Origin of the sequence: Tigheibacillus halophilus (assembly GCF_042683165.1) — a bacterium.
GTDB classification, from domain to species: Bacteria; Bacillota; Bacilli; order Bacillales; family Amphibacillaceae; genus Tigheibacillus; species Tigheibacillus halophilus.
The window spans coordinates 1-18898 of sequence record NZ_JBHUIZ010000009.1 but is presented as its reverse complement, the minus strand read 5'-3'; the positions used below and the strand labels follow the sequence as shown (position 1 = coordinate 18898).

The 18898-nt window shown below is 43.1% G+C and carries 20 protein-coding genes and 2 other annotated features; all 20 genes read right to left on the bottom strand.

Annotated elements, in window-relative coordinates; genetic code table 11:
- Positions 1 to 112 precede the first annotated feature (112 nt).
- The 20 genes from rplL to ACFSMW_RS10620 all read right to left on the bottom strand — a co-directional run bounded on the left by rplL (position 113) and on the right by ACFSMW_RS10620 (position 18529).
- Positions 113 to 478: a 50S ribosomal protein L7/L12 gene (gene rplL, locus ACFSMW_RS10715; protein WP_390355537.1), complete on the bottom strand. Its 366-nt coding sequence runs from the start codon at positions 476 to 478 to the stop codon at positions 113 to 115.
- Positions 479 to 603: 125 nt separating this feature from the next.
- Positions 604 to 1110: a 50S ribosomal protein L10 gene (rplJ, locus tag ACFSMW_RS10710; RefSeq protein WP_390355535.1), complete on the bottom strand. Its 507-nt coding sequence runs from the start codon at positions 1108 to 1110 to the stop codon at positions 604 to 606.
- A 28-nt stretch (positions 1111 to 1138) separates the two neighbouring features.
- Positions 1139 to 1283: a sequence feature (ribosomal protein L10 leader region), on the bottom strand.
- A gap of 96 nt (positions 1284 to 1379) precedes the next feature.
- On the bottom strand, positions 1380 to 2072 hold the full coding sequence (gene rplA / locus ACFSMW_RS10705) for a 50S ribosomal protein L1 (protein ID WP_390355533.1): 693 nt from the start codon (positions 2070 to 2072) through the stop codon (positions 1380 to 1382).
- Between the two features lie 216 nt (positions 2073 to 2288).
- Positions 2289 to 2714: a 50S ribosomal protein L11 gene (gene rplK, locus ACFSMW_RS10700; protein ID WP_390355531.1), complete on the bottom strand. Its 426-nt coding sequence runs from the start codon at positions 2712 to 2714 to the stop codon at positions 2289 to 2291.
- A 166-nt stretch (positions 2715 to 2880) separates the two neighbouring features.
- The gene (nusG, locus tag ACFSMW_RS10695; protein ID WP_390355529.1) at positions 2881 to 3414 is read right to left on the bottom strand and encodes a transcription termination/antitermination protein NusG; all 534 of its coding nucleotides are present in this window, start codon (positions 3412 to 3414) and stop codon (positions 2881 to 2883) included.
- A 161-nt stretch (positions 3415 to 3575) separates the two neighbouring features.
- Complete coding sequence (gene secE, locus ACFSMW_RS10690; RefSeq protein WP_390355527.1) at positions 3576 to 3749, bottom strand: preprotein translocase subunit SecE; 174 nt, start codon at positions 3747 to 3749, stop codon at positions 3576 to 3578.
- A 28-nt stretch (positions 3750 to 3777) separates the two neighbouring features.
- Positions 3778 to 3927 carry a 50S ribosomal protein L33 gene (rpmG, locus tag ACFSMW_RS10685; RefSeq protein WP_390355525.1) on the bottom strand — a complete coding sequence of 50 codons (150 nt, stop codon included), beginning with the start codon at positions 3925 to 3927 and terminating at the stop codon, positions 3778 to 3780.
- 94 nt (positions 3928 to 4021) lie between these two features.
- Positions 4022 to 4672, bottom strand: coding sequence for an RNA polymerase sporulation sigma factor SigH (sigH, locus tag ACFSMW_RS10680; RefSeq protein ID WP_390355523.1), 651 nt, complete (start codon positions 4670 to 4672; stop codon positions 4022 to 4024).
- A 307-nt stretch (positions 4673 to 4979) separates the two neighbouring features.
- The gene (locus ACFSMW_RS10675) at positions 4980 to 5489 is read right to left on the bottom strand and encodes an NYN domain-containing protein (protein ID WP_390355521.1); all 510 of its coding nucleotides are present in this window, start codon (positions 5487 to 5489) and stop codon (positions 4980 to 4982) included.
- A gap of 2 nt (positions 5490 to 5491) precedes the next feature.
- Complete coding sequence (gene rlmB, locus ACFSMW_RS10670) at positions 5492 to 6235, bottom strand: 23S rRNA (guanosine(2251)-2'-O)-methyltransferase RlmB (RefSeq protein WP_390355519.1); 744 nt, start codon at positions 6233 to 6235, stop codon at positions 5492 to 5494.
- 21 nt (positions 6236 to 6256) lie between these two features.
- Entirely contained in the window at positions 6257 to 6652 is a 396-nt protein-coding gene (locus tag ACFSMW_RS10665) for a Mini-ribonuclease 3 (protein ID WP_390355517.1), read from the bottom strand.
- A 6-nt stretch (positions 6653 to 6658) separates the two neighbouring features.
- Entirely contained in the window at positions 6659 to 8062 is a 1404-nt protein-coding gene (gene cysS, locus ACFSMW_RS10660; RefSeq protein WP_390355515.1) for a cysteine--tRNA ligase, read from the bottom strand.
- A complete protein-coding gene (cysE, locus tag ACFSMW_RS10655) occupies positions 8043 to 8729 on the bottom strand; it encodes a serine O-acetyltransferase (RefSeq protein WP_390355636.1) in 687 nt (228 codons plus the stop codon). Before cysE ends, cysS begins: the two co-directional genes overlap by 20 nt.
- Positions 8730 to 8845: 116 nt before the next feature.
- Positions 8846 to 9063: a binding site (T-box leader), on the bottom strand.
- Positions 9064 to 9118: 55 nt separating this feature from the next.
- Positions 9119 to 10588, bottom strand: a complete 1470-nt coding sequence (gltX, locus tag ACFSMW_RS10650) for a glutamate--tRNA ligase (protein ID WP_390355513.1) — start codon at positions 10586 to 10588, stop codon at positions 9119 to 9121.
- 164 nt (positions 10589 to 10752) lie between these two features.
- Positions 10753 to 11844 (bottom strand): PIN/TRAM domain-containing protein, encoded by a 1092-nt coding sequence (locus tag ACFSMW_RS10645; protein ID WP_390355511.1) that lies wholly within the window; start codon positions 11842 to 11844, stop codon positions 10753 to 10755.
- A gap of 179 nt (positions 11845 to 12023) precedes the next feature.
- Positions 12024 to 13397, bottom strand: coding sequence for a DNA repair protein RadA (gene radA / locus ACFSMW_RS10640; RefSeq protein WP_390355509.1), 1374 nt, complete (start codon positions 13395 to 13397; stop codon positions 12024 to 12026).
- A 452-nt stretch (positions 13398 to 13849) separates the two neighbouring features.
- The gene (clpC, locus tag ACFSMW_RS10635; protein WP_390355507.1) at positions 13850 to 16303 is read right to left on the bottom strand and encodes an ATP-dependent protease ATP-binding subunit ClpC; all 2454 of its coding nucleotides are present in this window, start codon (positions 16301 to 16303) and stop codon (positions 13850 to 13852) included.
- 112 nt (positions 16304 to 16415) lie between these two features.
- Complete coding sequence (locus ACFSMW_RS10630) at positions 16416 to 17477, bottom strand: protein arginine kinase (RefSeq protein WP_390355505.1); 1062 nt, start codon at positions 17475 to 17477, stop codon at positions 16416 to 16418.
- Positions 17474 to 18028 carry a UvrB/UvrC motif-containing protein gene (locus tag ACFSMW_RS10625; RefSeq protein WP_390355503.1) on the bottom strand — a complete coding sequence of 185 codons (555 nt, stop codon included), beginning with the start codon at positions 18026 to 18028 and terminating at the stop codon, positions 17474 to 17476. The genes ACFSMW_RS10630 and ACFSMW_RS10625 overlap by 4 nt, the downstream gene beginning before the upstream one ends.
- Positions 18029 to 18055: 27 nt before the next feature.
- Positions 18056 to 18529, bottom strand: a complete 474-nt coding sequence (locus ACFSMW_RS10620; protein ID WP_390355501.1) for a CtsR family transcriptional regulator — start codon at positions 18527 to 18529, stop codon at positions 18056 to 18058.
- Positions 18530 to 18898 lie beyond the last annotated feature (369 nt).

The following is an 18898-nucleotide window of genomic DNA, read 5'->3' as shown; positions in this document are numbered from 1 at the left end:
TCCTTACCGCTAAATTGAAAGCCCGCCGTAAACGACGAGCTTTCTTTTTTAAACATATTTTAATTAGATGCAACGCTCCAAAAAGGAGCATCAAAAATGACAAATGCAGAAATTACTTAACTTCTACGCTTGCGCCAGCTTCTTCAAGCTTGCCTTTGATTTCTTCAGCTTCTTCTTTAGATACGCCTTCTTTAACTGCTTTAGGTGCGTTGTCAACAACATCTTTAGCATCTTTCAAGCCAAGACCAGTGATTTCGCGAACAGCTTTAACCACTTTGATTTTAGAAGCGCCAGCTCCTGTGATAACTACGTCGAATTCTGTTTGCTCTTCTTCAGCAGCTCCGCCGGCAGCTCCGCCAGCTACAGCTACAGGTGCAGCAGCAGTTACTCCGAATTCTTCTTCAATAGCTTTTACCAAGTCGTTCAATTCAAGAACGGACATTTCTTTGATAGCATCAATAATTTGCTCTTTAGACATGTTTTTTTCCTCCTAGTATTTTGATTGTTTTATAAGAAAGGCCGGCATCTTCAGCCTTATGACGAGTCGCCTCAGTTGCATTCATGTAAAAAAGAAATCGGGTGTAATTCTTTACTTCAAAAAAATTAAGCGCCCTGTTCTTCTTTTTGGTCAGCGATCGATTTAGCAGCATATGCAAAGTTGCGGATTGGCGCTTGCAATACGCTAAGCAGCATGGAAACCATACCCTCGTAGTTTGGAAGTTCTGCAAGTTCCTTGATTTGTTCAAGTGTAGCAGTTGTTCCTTCGATGACACCTGCTTTGATCTCCAAAGCATCATGCTCTTTAGCAAAGTTGTTCAAAACTTTCGCAGGAGCTACGACATCCTCATTGCTGAAAGCGATCGCTGTTGGACCCACAAGTGATTCAGTCAAATCACCAAGCTCCGCAGCTTCTGCAGCCCGGCGAGACATAGAGTTTTTATAAACTTTGAAATCAACACCAGCTTCACGAAGCTGTTTACGCAGTTCAGTCACTTCAGCCACATCAAGTCCGCGGTAGTTTACCAAGATGGTTGATTGACTTGCGCGAAACTTATCAGCGATTTCTTGAACAAGCTGTTTCTTCTGTTCAATGATGTTACTGTTAGACATTGTTCCACCTCCTATAGTATTCATCATACCGTACAAAAGAAAAGCCTCCATCTTTGAAGACAGGAGGCTTTTAAAACGCGGCAGCATAAACTGCCTGTTTTATCCAAACACCTCGGCAGGAAATTAAGCCTTGTAAAAGCCCCTGCTGTCTACGGTATAACGTATTCGTTTGAAACATACGAAAAAGCTGTTGGATCGCTTTTTTCGCAACTGATATTCATACAACATCAGATATTATATCGAACCATTGCGCAAAAGTCAATGGTTAATTAACGGTAGTTAGAAACATCCACTTTGATGCCAGGTCCCATTGTTGATGTGATGGAAACATTTTTCATATATAATCCTTTAGAGGCCTGCGGCTTCACCTTCACCATTGTTTCAGTGAGAGCTTCAAAATTCTCAACCAGCTTCGCATCATCAAAGGAAATTTTCCCTACTGGAACATGAACATTGGACTGCTTGTCAACGCGGTATTCCACTTTACCAGCTTTGATTTCTTTCACGGCTTTTTCAACCTCGAAAGTGACTGTGCCGGTTTTAGGGTTTGGCATCAAACCTTTTGGTCCGAGTACACGGCCTAATTTACCGACTTCAGCCATCATATCAGGAGTTGCCACGATGACATCGAAATCGAACCAGCCTTGGTTGATTTTTTCAATCATGTCTTGGTCTCCCACAAAATCAGCGCCGGCTGCTTCTGCTTCCTTCACTTTGTCACCTTTTGCAAACACAAGCACACGCTGTGTTTTACCAGTGCCATGAGGAAGTACCATAGCGCCGCGAATTTGCTGATCCGCTTTTTTAGGATCTACGCCGAGTCTGAATGCTACTTCTACTGTTTCGTCAAATTTTGCTGTCGCCAACTTTTTCAAGAGCTCAACAGCTTCTTTGATATCATAAGCTTTTGAACGATCGACAAGTTTAGAAGCTTCTTGATATCTTTTACCTCTTTTAGCCATTTTGATTTTCCTCCTCTATTGTGGTTATAACGGCAAGGCCTCCCACTTATAAAAGCAAAAGTGCTTTTATAAAGGCCACAGGATCTTCTTGCACATCCTGTATGGTGTAGCTGATGCAGGAAGGGCCACAACAAATGGCCCCCATCCTTGAAAAAGGTTGCGAGCAGTCGGTATCCATCCCGCAACCTATCTTCTTTATACATCAAGCAAATAGAATCAGTCTTCGATTGTAACGCCCATGCTGCGCGCTGTACCTTCGACCATGCGCATAGCAGCCTCAACGCTTGCAGCGTTAAGATCTTGCATTTTTGATTCAGCAATTTCTCTCACTTTATCGCGTTTCAGGGTTGCTACTTTATTCTTGTTCGGCTCACCTGAAGCTTTATCGATACCAGCTGCTTTTTTAAGCAATACGGCAGCAGGCGGAGTTTTTGTGATAAATGTAAATGAACGATCTTCAAATACAGTGATTTCAACCGGAATGATCAATCCTGCCTGATCTTGCGTACGTGCATTGAATTCTTTACAGAATCCCATGATGTTGATACCAGCTTGACCAAGTGCAGGTCCTACTGGCGGTGCCGGATTGGCTTTACCAGCCGGTATTTGTAATTTTACCATTTTGATTACTTTTTTAGCCACGAGACACACCTCCTTAAAGTCCGTGATGTGGTAAATGGGGACTGACGTTTTTCCCCTCCCACTCAAATAGCGATCATGCTATTTAAAAGCATGAATAACACAAGAATTTTAGCATGAATTGAAAAATAATGCAAGAGTCTCTATAAAGGTACCCTTATTTTTTTCCTTACAATTGCTCGATTTGTGAAAAGTCAAGCTCTACCGGTGTTTCCCGGCCAAACATGTTCACATGGACTTTGACTTTTTGTTTATCCGCATCGATGTGTTCAATAGTGCCCGTAAAATTAGCAAACGGACCGTCTGTGACCCGAACATTTTCCTTCAGCTCAAAATCGACCTGGACATTATTGGAAGCCATGCCCATCCGCTTCAATATGGCATCCACTTCATGCGGAAGCAATGGCGTCGGCTTTGTTCCACCGCCGCTGGAACCGATAAAACCTGTCACACCTGGTGTGTTTCGCACAACATACCAGGAATCGTCAGTCATGACCATTTCGGTCAACACATAGCCTGGGAATACTTTCTTCATCGATACTTTTTTCTTGCCGTCCTTGATTTCCGTTTCTTCATCTTCCGGTACAACCACACGGAATATCTTATCCTGCATTCCCATTGTTTCTACGCGTTTCTCCAGATTAGTTTTCACTTTATTCTCGTACCCGGAATACGTATGCACGACATACCAGTCTTTTTCCATTAATATTGGACAGTTGGTCTGCCCTTCCCTCCCTTAGTTCTCTCATGTATTGACAGCAGCTGTATTCACAGCAGATTTTATGCAATTTAAAAAACCCGATAAGTCCGGGTTTTTTAGCTCGTTATCATGTATATTTTCATTATAACATAAATCACTTGCAATTATTCAAAGAATATCTCAATAATCTGCGAGATTCCAAGATCCACTAAAAAGAAGAATAAAGCCATGAATAATACGGTTGCAATAACGGTGACCGTATAGCTTGTCAGCTCCTTGCCCTTAGGCCAGGTCACTTTTTTAAGTTCGCGTGTTACATTTTTGAAAAAACCGATCATGCTCGTACCTCCAGATTACGCGAATTGATTATTTCGTTTCGCGATGCAATGTATGTTTGCCGCATGTTTTACAATATTTTTTAACTTCCAGTCTCTCTGATTCAGAAGCTGTATTTTTATTTGCAGTATAGTTGCGACTCTGGCATACTGTACATGCCAAAGTGATCTTTTTACCCATTTTCCCACTCCGAATACCTTATTCTCTATAACTTTAGCATGGGAGCAGGCGTGTGTCAACGGCTCCCGAAAAAGACAATCCGATCAGAAAACCGCTAAAGGACAATCTTTTGGTCGTCTATCAGCTGTTCTATTTTTCGCTTGACTCGCTGCAATGCATTGTCTATCGATTTCACATGCCGCTTCAACAGTACAGAAATTTCCTGATATGTCATCCCATCCATATATAGTCTAAGCGATTCCTTTTCCAATCCGCTGAGCTCTGCATACAATCTTGATTCGAAATCCAGGTGCTTTTCACGATTGATCAGCATTTCCTGGGGATCGATCTCAGTGGAGCCGCCTATCGTGTCTAAAAGCGTCCGATCTGATTCTTCATCATACATGGGCCTGTCCAGCGATATATAAGAATTTAACGGGACATGCTTTTGTCTGGTTGCTGTTTTGATGGCAGTAATAATTTGCCTCACGATGCACAATTCAGCAAAAGCTTTAAAAGAGGATACTTTCTCGTCCTCATAATCGCGTATCGCCTTGTACAAGCCGATCATTCCTTCTTGAATGATATCTTCCCGATCTGCTCCAATCAAGAAATAAGTGCGTGCTTTCGCCCTCACAAAGTTTTTATATCTATGAATCAGCACATCTAACGCCTCGTCATTATCCCTTTGAACTAATTTGATCAAACTATCATCATCAAGCTTACGCAAATCGCGTGATCTGATAATAAATTCTTGGACGCTCACTTCATGACCTCCCCGTTTAACCCTGATGCAGTCTAAAAATCATTATACCGTAAGCGTTTTAATAACTCAACAGCATTTGTAAATAAAGTGTATTTATTGTTAAAATTTAAATAACTTGTCGGATCATGCTGCAGATTTAACAGAATTACTTCGCAAAATGACATTTCAGCTCAAAATCAACCTTTTTCAATGAGGCAAAACATCCAAATCAGTTTATTTCACTTCAAACAGGAAGGAAAGTCACCTGCTTTCCTTCCTGATAAAATAACGTAAATTTTCGTATACCGTCTTTTCGAAGCAAGTTTTATCATTTTACCCCGCGACGCCATTTTTCAAATTGCTCCAAAACATTTGCGTCAAGTTCGATCTTTGACGAGGGTCTGACAATTCCCTGTTCTGCTATGCTTTCAGCAATTTGCTTTTCAATATTTTCCATCTCGATCAACAGTTCACGTGCTGAAATCCTTAAAGCACCACTACCGAATATGGTGCGCTGTTCAGCGAAATCAGAAGTAGCGACATATACTTTCGTTTTCACATTCATCAAATCTCTTACAAGCCGTTCAATACATTCATCTGCTGTTTCTTTTTCTTTGGTGAAAATAACTTCCACTTCGTACTTATCATATTTGCTGGCTTTACCTTGTACATAATAAGCATCATAAACTACTATCACACGCTGACCCGTATACGCCTGGTACTCAGCCATGAAATCAATCAGCTTATCACGTGCCTGCGCCATATCCATTTCTTTCAGTTTTTTTAACCCGTCCCATGCACCAATGATATTATAGCCATCGACTACCAATATATCCATACCTATTCACCAAGCGGATTCCTTTTGCGAAATACCTCATACAGCAATAGACTGCACGCGACCGATGCATTCAGAGAAGAAACCTGGCCCCTCATCGGCAGACTTACATGCCAGTCACATTTCTTTTTGACAAGCTGGCTGATGCCTTTCCCTTCGTTTCCGATCACGAGAGCGAGCGGCAGTGTCCCTTCAAGTTCACGATAGTCCTCCTTGGCGTCAGCAGCAGTACCCACTACCCATACATTATTAGCTTTCAATTCCTCAATCGTTTGGGATATATTTGTAACACGAACGACCGGTATATGCTCCAGTGCACCTGCTGCTGTCTTAGCGACTGTTGCTGTCAAACCGACACTGCGGCGTTTAGGAATGATGATGCCATGTGCGCCCACCGCATCAGCTGTCCGCATGATCGATCCCAAATTATGAGGATCTTCAAGCTCGTCCAATATAATAAAAAAAGGTTGTTCACCGGCTTTTTCGGCTTTAGCAAACAGATGTGATAATGCAGCATATTGATATGCCGCAACGTATGCGACGACACCCTGATGGTTGCCGTCTGCCAGCTGATCCAGTTTATGGCGGGGCACTTTTTGCACAATCGTGTTGGACTGTTTCGCCAGCTGCTGGAGTTTGCCTGCTGCATTGCCATGTAATTGGTCGGACATCATCACCTTATTGACTGACCTTTCCGAGCGCAAGGCTTCCATGACAGGATTTTTCCCGATAATCATTTCCTGATCCATTTTTTGCTCCTCCTTTACTTGTTAATCATCCGCTTCCACCAGCCGGACTGCATCCTGCATCAATTCTTGCAAACGTTCTTCTTGATCTGATAAATATAGGTAACCAAGCAGTGTTTCAAACGCCGTACCATATCGATACGTCTGCACACTAGTGTTTTTGGGAACAGAACCGGACTTCGCATTCCTTCCTCTGGCAACAATCATTTGTTCCTCATCACTCAAAACCGACTGATCCAGCCAAGCCCGGACGACTGCGGCCTGAGCTTTGGCGGATACAAAAGTGATTGCTTTCTTATGCAGCAAATGTGGTTTGACATTCCCTTTTTCAAGCAAATATTGACGGATATGCACCTCATATACAGCGTCACCCATATAGGCAAGCGCAAGGCTTTTCATTTGTTTCGCGTCGACAGCCATTTTGTTTCAGCCTCTTTTCCAGCGAACGCCCTGAGGGGTGTCTTCCAGTACGATATTTTTTTCCTTCAGCAGGTCCCGGATTTCATCAGCTCTTGCAAAGTTACGGTCCTTTCTTGCCTGGCTCCGTTCTGCAATCAAATCCTCAATTTCTTCATCCAGCAACGGTTTTTCCTCTTGGGTGATATCGATCCCAAGGACCTGCATCAATAAAGCGATCATATCTTGAAAAGCAGTGATTACTTTAGTGGATGTCTGTTTGGATTGCAAGTATACATTCGCTTCCTTGGTAATATCAAACAGGACAGAAATCGCGTTTGCCGTATTGAAATCGTCATCCATGGCTGTTTCAAATTGCTGTTTAAGTTCAGCAAGCTTCACCAACCACTGTCCTTCTTCTTCAGCCAGATCCATGCTTGCTGTTTTGCGATATGCCAAATTGGTATATGCCGTCTTAATCCGTTCCAGACTGTTTTGTGCTCCCTCAAGCAATTTTTCCGAAAAATTGATTGGATGACGATAATGGACACTCAGCATAAAGAAGCGGATCACCTGTGGGTCATGTGTTTGTAACAGGTCTCTCGTCAGCACAAAATTACCAAGAGATTTGGACATCTTTTCATTATCAATATTAATGTAGCCGTTATGCATCCAGTAATTCGCAAATTGCTGGTCATTCATTGCTTCAGATTGCGCAATCTCGTTTTCGTGATGCGGAAAAGCCAAATCCTGACCACCCGCATGGATATCAATTGTCTCGCCTAAATATTTTTTTGCCATGGCTGAGCATTCAATATGCCAGCCTGGACGTCCTTTGCCCCAAGGTGCATCCCATGCGATCTCCCCCGGCTTAGCTTGTTTCCATAATGCGAAATCTAGTGGGTCAGCCTTTTTTTCACCGACCTGGATGCGAGCACCGGCTCGGAGTTCATCAATCGATTGATGGGACAGCTTGCCATAGCCTTCAAAGGCTCTTGGCTTGAAATAGACATCACCCTCTACAGCATAAGCAAATCCTTTGTCGATCAAACCTTGGATAAACAAAATGATATCGTCCATCGTATCTGTGACCCGAGGATTTATTGTCGCCTTTTTGACACCAAGCATCTGCACATCCTCTAAATAGGCATCGATATAGGTATTGGCAATATCCTGAACACTTTTGCCTTTTTCCTTCGCCGTTTTGATGATTTTATCATCGACATCGGTGAAATTCAGCACATAGTCAACATCATAGCCACGGTATTCGAAATAACGTCTCACTGAGTCGAAAACAATGGCTGGACGGGCGTTGCCTATATGAATGTAGTTATAGACCGTCGGGCCGCAGACATACATGCTCACTTTATTGTCCTGCAACGGGACGAATTTTTGCTTTTCTCTTGTCAGTGTATTATAAATGACTATCGACATGGTTTTCCCTCTCTTTCAATGCATTTAACTCAGCTTGTAATAAATTGATTTGCGCTTGCAATTTCTCACAGCGATCCTCCACAGGATCCGGCATCTTATGATGATCGAGATCCGTGCGTATCTTTTTTCCGTGTTGCCGGACCACCCTGCCGGGTATTCCAACCACCGTCGCATGATCCGGCACATCTTTTAAAACGACAGAACCCCCGCCAACTTTGGCGCTTTCACCGATCGTGATGGCACCAAGCACCTTTGCCCCGGTCGAAATCAATGCGTTGTTTTTAATTGTCGGGTGACGCTTGCCTTTTTCCTTGCCTGTTCCACCAAGGGTCACACCCTGGAAAACAGTGACATTATCACCTATTTCGCATGTTTCCCCGATCACAACACCCATCCCGTGGTCGATAAAAAAGCGGCGGCCGATTACTGCGCCGGGATGAATCTCGATACCAGTAAAAAAGCGGCTGATCTGCGAAATTACTCTGGCAATAAAAAACCATTTATATTTGTAGAACCAATGAGCAATTCGATGTGCCCATATGGCATGTAACCCTGAGTACGTCAGAAATATTTCGAAATAGCTGCGGGCTGCTGGGTCTTGCTCAAACACCACATCCATATCTTCTTTCATTCGCTTGATAAACCCCATATTGCACCTCCTGTCTATCCGCACTGTTTGACGAAAACAAGCAGCTTTGGTTTCCCTGTGCACAGTTTTATACACGAAGGAAAATTGTATATATCCTTCGTCAAGGAAAAAACAGCGTCTCTATGCCATGAATGCACAGAGACGCTGTTTGCGCGGTCCCACTCTGTTTGGAAAAATGATTATTTCCCAACTTGGATCTCCTGTAACGGTGGAGTACCGCCGTTATATACTCAAATTTCCATAACGGGCTCAAAGGGGCACTTCAAAGGCCATGCTTAAAACCGTTCCCAGCCATGACGGTTCTCTCTGAATAAGCAACATGCTTTTTACTTTCCCTTTTCAACGCTTTGATTAGATGTATTTATTACTATATTATATTCGAAACCAAATGTGAACCTTTTCGAATATTATGCTCCCAATTTTTTAAGCACTTCATCCAGCCGCTTCACAACAACATCCTTGCCCAGCAATTCGATAGCAAGTGGAAGCTCAGGACCATGGGCTTGGCCGCTGGTAGCAACGCGAATTGGCATGAATAATTTCTTTCCGCGATAGCCTGTTTCTTTTTGTGTCGCTTTGATTTGGGCCTTTACATTTTCTTTGCTAAAATCATCGGTATGCAATAATTTGTCCGTAAACACCTGCAGAACTTCCGGCACTTGTTCCTCTTGCAGGACTTCCATCGCAGCTTCATCATAATGAACAGTATCCTTGAAGAACATTTCTGTTAAATCAACGATTTCTTCGCCATAATGCAATTGCTCCTGATACAGGCTGACCAGTTTTTCCGCCCATGTTCTGGTTGCATCGTCCATATCAGCAGAAAGCTTCCCAGCACTGATCAAATAAGGGATGGCAAGATCAATTACCTCCTGCAAATCTGCTCCTTTAATATATTCCCCGTTCATCCATTTCAATTTATGCTGGTCAAAAATTGCCGCGGATGTAGATAGTCGGGCAGGATCAAATATTTCAATCAACTTGTCCTTATCAAACAGTTCCTCTTCTCCCACCGGAGACCAGCCGAGCAAGGAAATGAAATTGAATAATGCTTCCGGAAGATACCCCATATCCGCATATTGTTCAATGAACTGTACAATTTGATTATCACGCTTGCTCAGTTTCTTGCGCTCTTCGTTCAGAATCAGCGTCATATGGCCGTAAGTGGGCGGCGCCCATCCAAAGGCTTCATATACCATCATTTGCTTCGGTGTATTGGAAATATGTTCCTCACCACGAAGCACATGCGAGATTTTCATTAAATGGTCATCAATCACAACTGCAAAGTTATATGTCGGAATACCATTTTTTTTCACGATCACCCAGTCACCAAAATCGGAGGATTCAAAGTGGATATCCCCGCGAACCATATCGCCAAAGGTATACGTTTTGCCTTCAGGTACACGGAAACGTATGCTTGGTGTCCTGCCTTCTGCTTCGAATGCTGCGATTTGCTCTGCTGTCAAATCACGGTGCGCACCAGAATATTTTGGAACCTGACCATTGGCACGCTGCTCTTCGCGCTCGGCTTCCAGTTCCTCCTCCGTCATATAACATTTATAGGCAAGACCTTTTTCCAACAGCTCGTCCACGTATTTTTGATAAATGTCCAAACGTTCCATTTGTCTGTAGGGGCCATATTCCCCGCCGACATCAGCACCTTCATCCCATTCCAGACCGAGCCATTTCAAATACTTCAACTGGCTTTCTTCGCCGCCAGCAACATTGCGCTTTTGATCAGTGTCTTCAATACGGATGATGAATTTCCCGTCAAAATGTCTGGCATATAAATAATTGAACAGTGCTGTACGGGCATTCCCTATATGCAGATGCCCTGTTGGGCTTGGTGCATAACGCACACGAACTTCGTTAGTCATCATAAATCTCCTTTATAAAAGTATGATTGTATTAAGAGAAAAGCATAATCATCTTACAGTCCCGAATCAAAACACTTTCTTCTTAAAATATATGATACGTAAAAAGTGATAACAAGACTTGTTATCACTTTCTATAATAATGTCCAATATAAGTTATACCCTTTTTATAACGCTTTTTCAAGTAATTTTGGTTTGGCAAAAATCATTCTTCCAGCGGAAGTTTGCAAGACACTTGTAATTAAAACCTCTATTGATTTGCCAATGTAATGTCTGCCCTCTTCTACAACGATCATCGTGCCGTCATCCAGATAGGCTATACCCTGATTCTGCTCTTTCCCATCCTTGATGACTTGCACAAGTAATTCTTCACCTGGCAGTACAACCGGCTTGACAGCATTTGCCAAGTCATTGATATTCAATACTGCTACACCCTGTAAATCACAAACTTTGTTCAAGTTGAAATCATTGGTTACGACAATTCCGCCAATCACTTTCGCAAGCTTAATCAGCTTGCTGTCAACTTCCGGGATTTCCTCGAAGTCACCTTCATAAATCTCCACCTTGATCGGCAGTTCCTTCTGAATCCGATTCAAAACGTCCAAACCGCGACGCCCGCGATTCCGCTTCAGTGCGTCAGATGAATCAGCTATATGCTGCAATTCTCCGAGTACAAATTGCGGGATGACAATGGTCCCCTCCAGGAAATTAGTTTGACAAATATCCGCTATACGTCCATCAATGATGACACTTGTATCCAAAATTTTAGCTTTTGGAACAGCAACAGGTGCTTCTGCTTCTTGTGTACCACGTTTTTTCTCTCGCTCTTTGCGGTTAAGCAGTGCGACGAACTCTTCACGCCGCCTAAAGCCGACCTGGAATCCGAAGTACCCCAGCAGAATCATAATAAACAATGGCAAGACCTGTGAAATAACTTGTATCTTAATATCCTGTAAGGTGATATTGATGAGATAAGCGATCACCAAACCAATAATCAAACCGATACTGCCAAAAAACAAATCACCTACCGGTACCTTGATGAGTCCATCTTCAATCCATTTCAGGAAATTGACAATATAATCTGCTACCCAGTATGAAAGTAAAAATAAGATAATGGCACCCAGAACAGTTCCCAGATACGGGGACGTCAGCCAGCCCGGCTCAGTAATTCCCAGCAGCCTGAAAATATCGGGTACATAAAGATAACCTGCTGTTCCGCCTGTTATGATAAAAAACAGGTGAACAATTTTTTTCAACACATTAATCACCTCCTAAACATATTATTACCGATAACTGTAAAAAAATAACCATATTTTAGAAATTGCATTCATCATGAAACAGCCTTCTCTTTTTTCGCTTATTTTAAAATAGCTTTTAATAGTCCAATTAAATGTTAACATAGACACGCAAAACAATCAATTTACTCAGTTTTTCCCCTTTAATGCCCTAGCCCTGCCACCAGAGCCTCTTGGACCGAATTGACACCGATCACTTCGATGGCTTCCGGTATCCGCCAGCCATCCAGATTCTTTCGGGGGCAAATGACACGCTTGAATCCCAATTTCGCTGCCTCCTGTACTCGCTGTTCGATTCGTGATACCCGTCTGACTTCACCTGTCAGCCCCACTTCTCCAATAAAGATATCATCAGGGTTTGTTGTCTGGTTACGAAAACTGGATGCAATACTGACAGCAAGTGCTAAATCTATCGCAGGCTCATCCAATTTCACACCGCCCGCAACCTTGATATATGCATCTTGATTCTGAAGCAATAAGCCCACCCGCTTTTCCAGTACAGCCATCAGCAACGGAATGCGGTTATTATCCACTCCTGTGGCCATCCTTCGCGGATTCCCAAAGCTGGTAGGAGAAATGAGCGCTTGGATTTCTACCAATACTGGCCTTGTTCCCTCCATAGAAGCAACCACTGTAGACCCTGCCGCGCCTTCCGAACGTTCTTCCAAAAATATTTCCGAAGGATTAAAGACTTCCCGCAATCCTTCTTCTTTCATCTCGAAAATACCCATTTCGTTCGTACTTCCGAAACGATTTTTCACACTTCGCAAGATCCGGTAGGTATGATGTCGTTCTCCCTCGAAGTACAGCACAGCATCCACCATATGCTCCAGCATGCGCGGGCCGGCAATTGCTCCTTCTTTTGTAACGTGTCCAACGATGAATATAGGAATGGAGTTCGTTTTGGCTATCCGCATAAGTTCCCCGGTGCATTCACGCACTTGAGACACACTGCCTGGTGCACTTGAAACTTCTTCTCTGTAGATTGTTTGAATGGAATCAATGACAACAAATGATGGCTGTAGCGCCTCAATTTGATTGGCGATATCGAGCAAATTGGTTTCAGACAGCACATACAGCATATCTGCAGCTACACCCAATCTGTCAGCCCGCAGCTTTGTCTGCCTCGTTGATTCCTCACCGGAAATGTAAAGTACGGACAGATCCTTTTGTGCAAGCTGGGAAGAAATTTGGAGCAAAAGCGTCGACTTGCCGATGCCGGGGTCACCGCCGATCAGCACAAGGGAACCTGGCACAATTCCCCCGCCCAATACCCGGTTGAACTCTTTCATGGTTGTCGTTATACGTGGTTCTTTTTCGGATTTGATTGCTGTGATTTTTTCCGGCTTCCCTGTGAGCTTCGGCACGCCTGCGAATGCATGCTTGGACTTTGCTCCAGTCATTTGTACTTCTTCAACGAACGAATTCCAGTTATGGCAACCAGGACACTTGCCCATCCATTTCGGTGATTCATATCCGCATTCCTGACAAACAAACTTTGTTGAACGTTTAGCCAAAGTGACTCTCCCTTTCCATATGTACAAATATATTTGTACATGTTTCTATTTTATACGATTGAAAACCCTGATAGGTTACAGCAACCTATCAATTCATTTAAATAATTCCACTGTTTTTCCACATCCGTCAGATGGGGCAAAAACAAAGAGCCGGACTCACCCTGCCGCAATAAGAATTCGTCTGTGATACAAGACAAAATGATGATAATTGCGCAGGAAAGTCAGACCCTTTTGAGATCAAACGGATTTTTTTCCCGCTCTAGAAAAGAACCTTCGCTCTCCCTGCTTATGCAGCGGATTCGCGAAGGTTTTCCTCATAATTAGAATGGACCGTTGCCTGTTCTCATGATACGGGCAATAATGGATCATACTCGAGTGGATATTGGAACAGTATATGATTATAATCCCAATTGGCAGATTTAGCCTGAAGAGATCTACACATACACTTTTTGTTAAGCAAGTTTATCAGCGTGCTTTGGCAACACGACAAAATCCCCTTTGCTGCTTAACCCAATTTTTACAGTCTCTCCTTTGGAGATATTGCCTTTGAGCACTTCTTCGGAGAGCATATCTTCAATATTCTTCTGTATGGACCTTCTAAGAGGTCTCGCACCATATTCAGGTTCAAATCCTTCAGAAGCAATTTTTTCGACCGCTTTATCCGTGATGGTGAAGTAGATTTCCTGTTCTTTCAATCTTCTTTGGAGCTGCTCGATCATCAGTGTGACGATGTTCTTCATATGTTTCTTCTCCAGAGAATGGAAAACGATAGTCTCGTCAATACGATTTAAGAACTCCGGACGGAATGCCTTTTTCAATTCGTCCATCACTTTGGATTTCATATCTTTATAATCTTGATTTTCATCTTCCAGATTAAAGCCAACATATTTGTTGCGGCGTAATTCACTTGCTCCCACATTGGAAGTCATGATCAGCACTGTATTGCGGAAATCCACCAGCCGGCCTTTCGAATCTGTCAATCTGCCATCTTCAAGCACTTGCAGCAAAATGTTGAAAACTTCCGGATGTGCTTTTTCTATCTCGTCAAGCAATACGACAGAATATGGCTTCCGGCGTACTTTTTCTGTCAACTGGCCGCCTTCATCGTATCCAACATAGCCTGGAGGAGACCCTACAAGCCTGGATGTGGAATGTTTCTCCATATACTCAGACATATCGATGCGGATCATTGCGTCCTCATCAGAGAACATCGCTTCCGCCAATGCTCGCGCCAACTCGGTTTTTCCGACACCCGTTGGTCCAAGAAAGATGAAAGATCCTATTGGACGTTTTGGATCTTTTAACCCTGCTCTTGCCCGGCGGATGGCTGTGGATACTGCTTTGACTGCTTCTTCCTGACCGATCACCCGTTGATGGAGTACATTTTCTAATTCTAGCAGTCGCTCACTTTCATCTTTTGTCATACTGGAAACCGGAATACCCGTCCAAATGGATACGACACTGGCAATATCCTCTACTGTCACTTTCGAATCTGCTTTCCCCTGCTTTTCTTTCCACTTGTCTTTCGTCGTTTCCAATTCTTCGCGAAGCCGCTGTTCGTTATCTCTAAGAGAAGCTGCTTTTTCGAACTCCTGGCTTTGCACGGCAGCATCTTTTTCTTTGCGCACTTCAGTCAGTTTCTGCTCCAAATCCTTCAGATTAGGCGGAATCGTATAGGAACGCAAGCGTACCTTAGATCCGGCCTCATCAATCAAATCAATCGCTTTGTCCGGCAAGAAACGGTCCGTGATATAGCGGTCTGAAAATTTAGCAGCTGCTTCGATAGCCTCATCTGTGATGGTTACACGGTGGTGTGCCTCATAACGGTCACGCAACCCATGCAATATTTTGACTGTTTCTTCCAGTGTAGGTTCATTCACTTGAATCGGTTGGAAGCGGCGTTCCAATGCAGCGTCTTTTTCAATATATTTACGGTATTCATCCAAAGTGGTTGCACCGATGCATTGCAATTCTCCTCTGGAAAGGGAAGGTTTCAAAATATTAGAAGCATCTATCGCCCCTTCTGCACCGCCAGCGCCTATCAAAGTATGCAATTCATCAATGAAGATGATGACATTGCCTGCCTGGCGAATTTCTTCCATCACTTTTTTCAATCGATCTTCAAACTCCCCGCGGTATTTCGTACCCGCTACAACCGTGCCCATATCAAGTGTCATGACGCGTTTATCACGAAGTGTTTCCGGAACTTCGTTTTCGACTATTTGTTGCGCCAGACCTTCAGCGACTGCCGTTTTACCAACGCCTGGTTCCCCTATCAGCACTGGGTTGTTTTTGGTACGACGGCTCAACACTTGAATGACACGTTCAATTTCCTTGCTTCTGCCGATTACCGGGTCCACATTTCCTTCTTTGGCAATGGCTGTAAGATCACGAGCCAGTGAATCTAATGTAGGTGTATTAGCATGAGCACTCTGTCCGCGGTTTTGTCTGCCAGACTGGGTCTCATTGCTTCCCAGCAGCTGCAGTACTTGTTGGCGGGCTTTGTTCAAGGAAACGCCCAGATTGTTGAGGACTCTCGCTGCAACTCCCTCTCCCTCACGGATGAGCCCGAGTAAAATATGCTCCGTGCCGACATAGGAATGACCAAGCTTTCTGGCTTCGTCCTGAGAAAGCTCTACAACTTTCTTTGCTCGCGGAGTGTAATGATATTGCACACTTTGCATGGATTGATCGCCGACGCCAATTAGCTTTTCTACTTCTTCCTGTATTTTTCCGATTTCCAGTCCCAAGGATTCTAATGCCTTGGCTGCAATACCATTTCCTTCACGAACCAAACCTAATAAGATATGTTCCGTACCGATATTATGATGACCAAGTCGAACCGCTTCTTCTTGGGACAGGGCCAGTACTTTCTGCGCTCGTTCTGTAAAGCGACCAAACATCATATATTTATCTCCTCCTGCATCAGGTTCAACCCGAATCCTGTATTATATATTCATTCGTCATACAAAGGTGAAATTCCTGCTTTTTAACAGATGTTGATGATAAACCAATTTATCATTCTTCCTCAAAACGTTTTCGAATCAATGAAGCACGAAGCACATCCCGTTCTTTCGCTGTCAGTGTGCTTTGCGCATAATGCTGTAAAAATCCTGGTTGGATAAGCACCATCAATTCATTGAGAATGTTCCGGGACACCCCTTCAATGAAGCCCAGATCAATACCAAGCCGGACATTCGAGAGGCAGCGGGCGGCTTCTTTGGACTCCATGATCCGGCTATACTTCAAAATACCGTACGACCTGAAAATACGATCTTCCAGTTTTTCGCTGGATTGCTCCATGATATGTTTTCGGGCGTTGCGTTCGTGCTGGATTAGCTGTGTGACCACACTTCGCAAATCCTCGACAATATCTTCTTCTGATTTTCCAAGCGTGATTTGATTGGAAATCTGAAAGATATTACCAATCGATTCACTTCCCTCGCCATAGATACCCCGGACAACCAGGCCTAGCTGATTGATCGCCGGAATCATTTGGTTCAGTTGTTTTGTTATAGCCAAAGCAGGCAGATGCATCATGACTGACGCACGCATGCCGGTCCCAACGTTGGAAGGACATGCTGTTAAGTAGCCTCTTTTTTCATCATATGCGTAATTAATCTTTTCTTCCAACCAATCGTCGAAATCAAAAGCCTTTTTCAAAGCTTCATCTAATTGAAAGCCTGGATAATAAAGCTGGATACGAATATGGTCTTCTTCATTGATCATTAAAGATACCTGTTCATTTTCAGAAATGATTACACCTGCAGCGTCTGCGTTTTGAGCGAGCAGCGGGCTGATCAAATGTTTTTCGACGAGCACACGTTTTTCAATAGCAGTTAAATCGCGTATGGATACAAACTCGAAGTTTTTATGCTCCTGAAAATTCTCGTGCGCATATTCTTGCTGAAAAAAAGCTCTTATCTTCTCTAATTCACTGGAATCCGCAATCACAGGGAAAACGGCATCAGCAAAGTTTCTTGCCAAACGGATCCGGCTGCTTAATACGATATCATTGTCTTCTGCCTCTTCTTTCATCCAGGGGCTGATGGCCTCATCCATAAAACGCTGCAATGTCATGTGTTATCACCCGCTTCCTTGTCTTTAGCATCACATATATGCTGCAGCTCTTTAATCTTATCTCTCACCAAAGCAGCCTCTTCAAACGCTTCATCTTGAATCAATGTTTGCAGTTTCGCTTTATATTCTTCAAGTTGCTTTTTGACATGGAGGGTATCGCCTTTTCGCTTTGGTATTTTTCCCTGATGTGCCGTGTTTCCACTATGGACACGCCGCAGAACTGGATCAAGTTCATCAGCGAATGTATGATAACATTCCGCACAGCCAAATTTGCCTATACGTTTGAATTCCGAAAATGTCATCTCACACTTCGGACATTGCAAATCCTTCACTGTCTGAAACGCTGGCTTATGCTTGTTGCTAAGACTTGTATTCTCAAAATTAAACAAACCAGTCAGCAAATCATGTAAGGAATAGCCGTCCGTCTGGTAAGACATATACCCTTTTTCTTTTGCACAAACATCACAAACATAAATCTCCTGCTTTTTTCCATTTGTGACCTGTGTGAAATGAAGTGTTGCCGGGCGTTGATGACATTCCTGACAATCCATCATTATTCCCCCCTTCAGTTAATATCACTATGCTTTATTCAAGTATTTCAGGGTTGCAAGCATTTTGGTTAAAATCCTCGATCTTATTTCATCGCGGAGCGGAAGCTGGAATGCGAGTGTGTCACGTTCCAAAGCACTCAGCATCAATTTTGCTTCTCTCTCTGTTATCATTTTTTCCTCCAGGAGCCGTTCTAAAACATCTATTGAAGCTTGGAGGGTCACTGCAGGCTGAATTAGTTCTATGATTTCATCAAGCATTTGATTGTTGTCGGGATGCGTAACACGTATGATACGAATGAAGCCTCCTCCACCCCGTTTACTTTCCACATGATAGCCTTTTTCAATCGTAAAACGTGTATTGATGACATAGTTGATTTGTGATGGAACACATTGAAACCGATTGGCAATTTCACTTCTTTTTATTACAATAGCATCCTTGCCTTTTGATTTTAAAATTCCTTTCAAATATGCTTCAATAATGTCAGATATGTTGTTGCTCATTGGCCCACCCCCTTATTCCCCGTTTGCTAATATCATTTAAGGTTTCTTCTGACTTTGACTATCTTTGACATTATCTTTATTATACGGCAAATCCTTTCCGCTGCCAATTATTTATATCTTTATTTTAGACAAAATAAGCAAAATCAAAACATCTGTTATGCGAGTGTTTAATTTTGGGATTGACAGAGAGCGCATTAACGAATGATTGATCAATAGGGGATAGTTCACGTTTCTTCGTTGTCACTTATAAATATTTTTGTACATAAAAAAAAACCAGAAATTATTTCTGGATTTTTCATCTCGCCTGGCGGCGTCCTACTCTTGCAGGGGCAAAGCCCCAACTACCATCGGCGCTGAAGAGCTTAACTT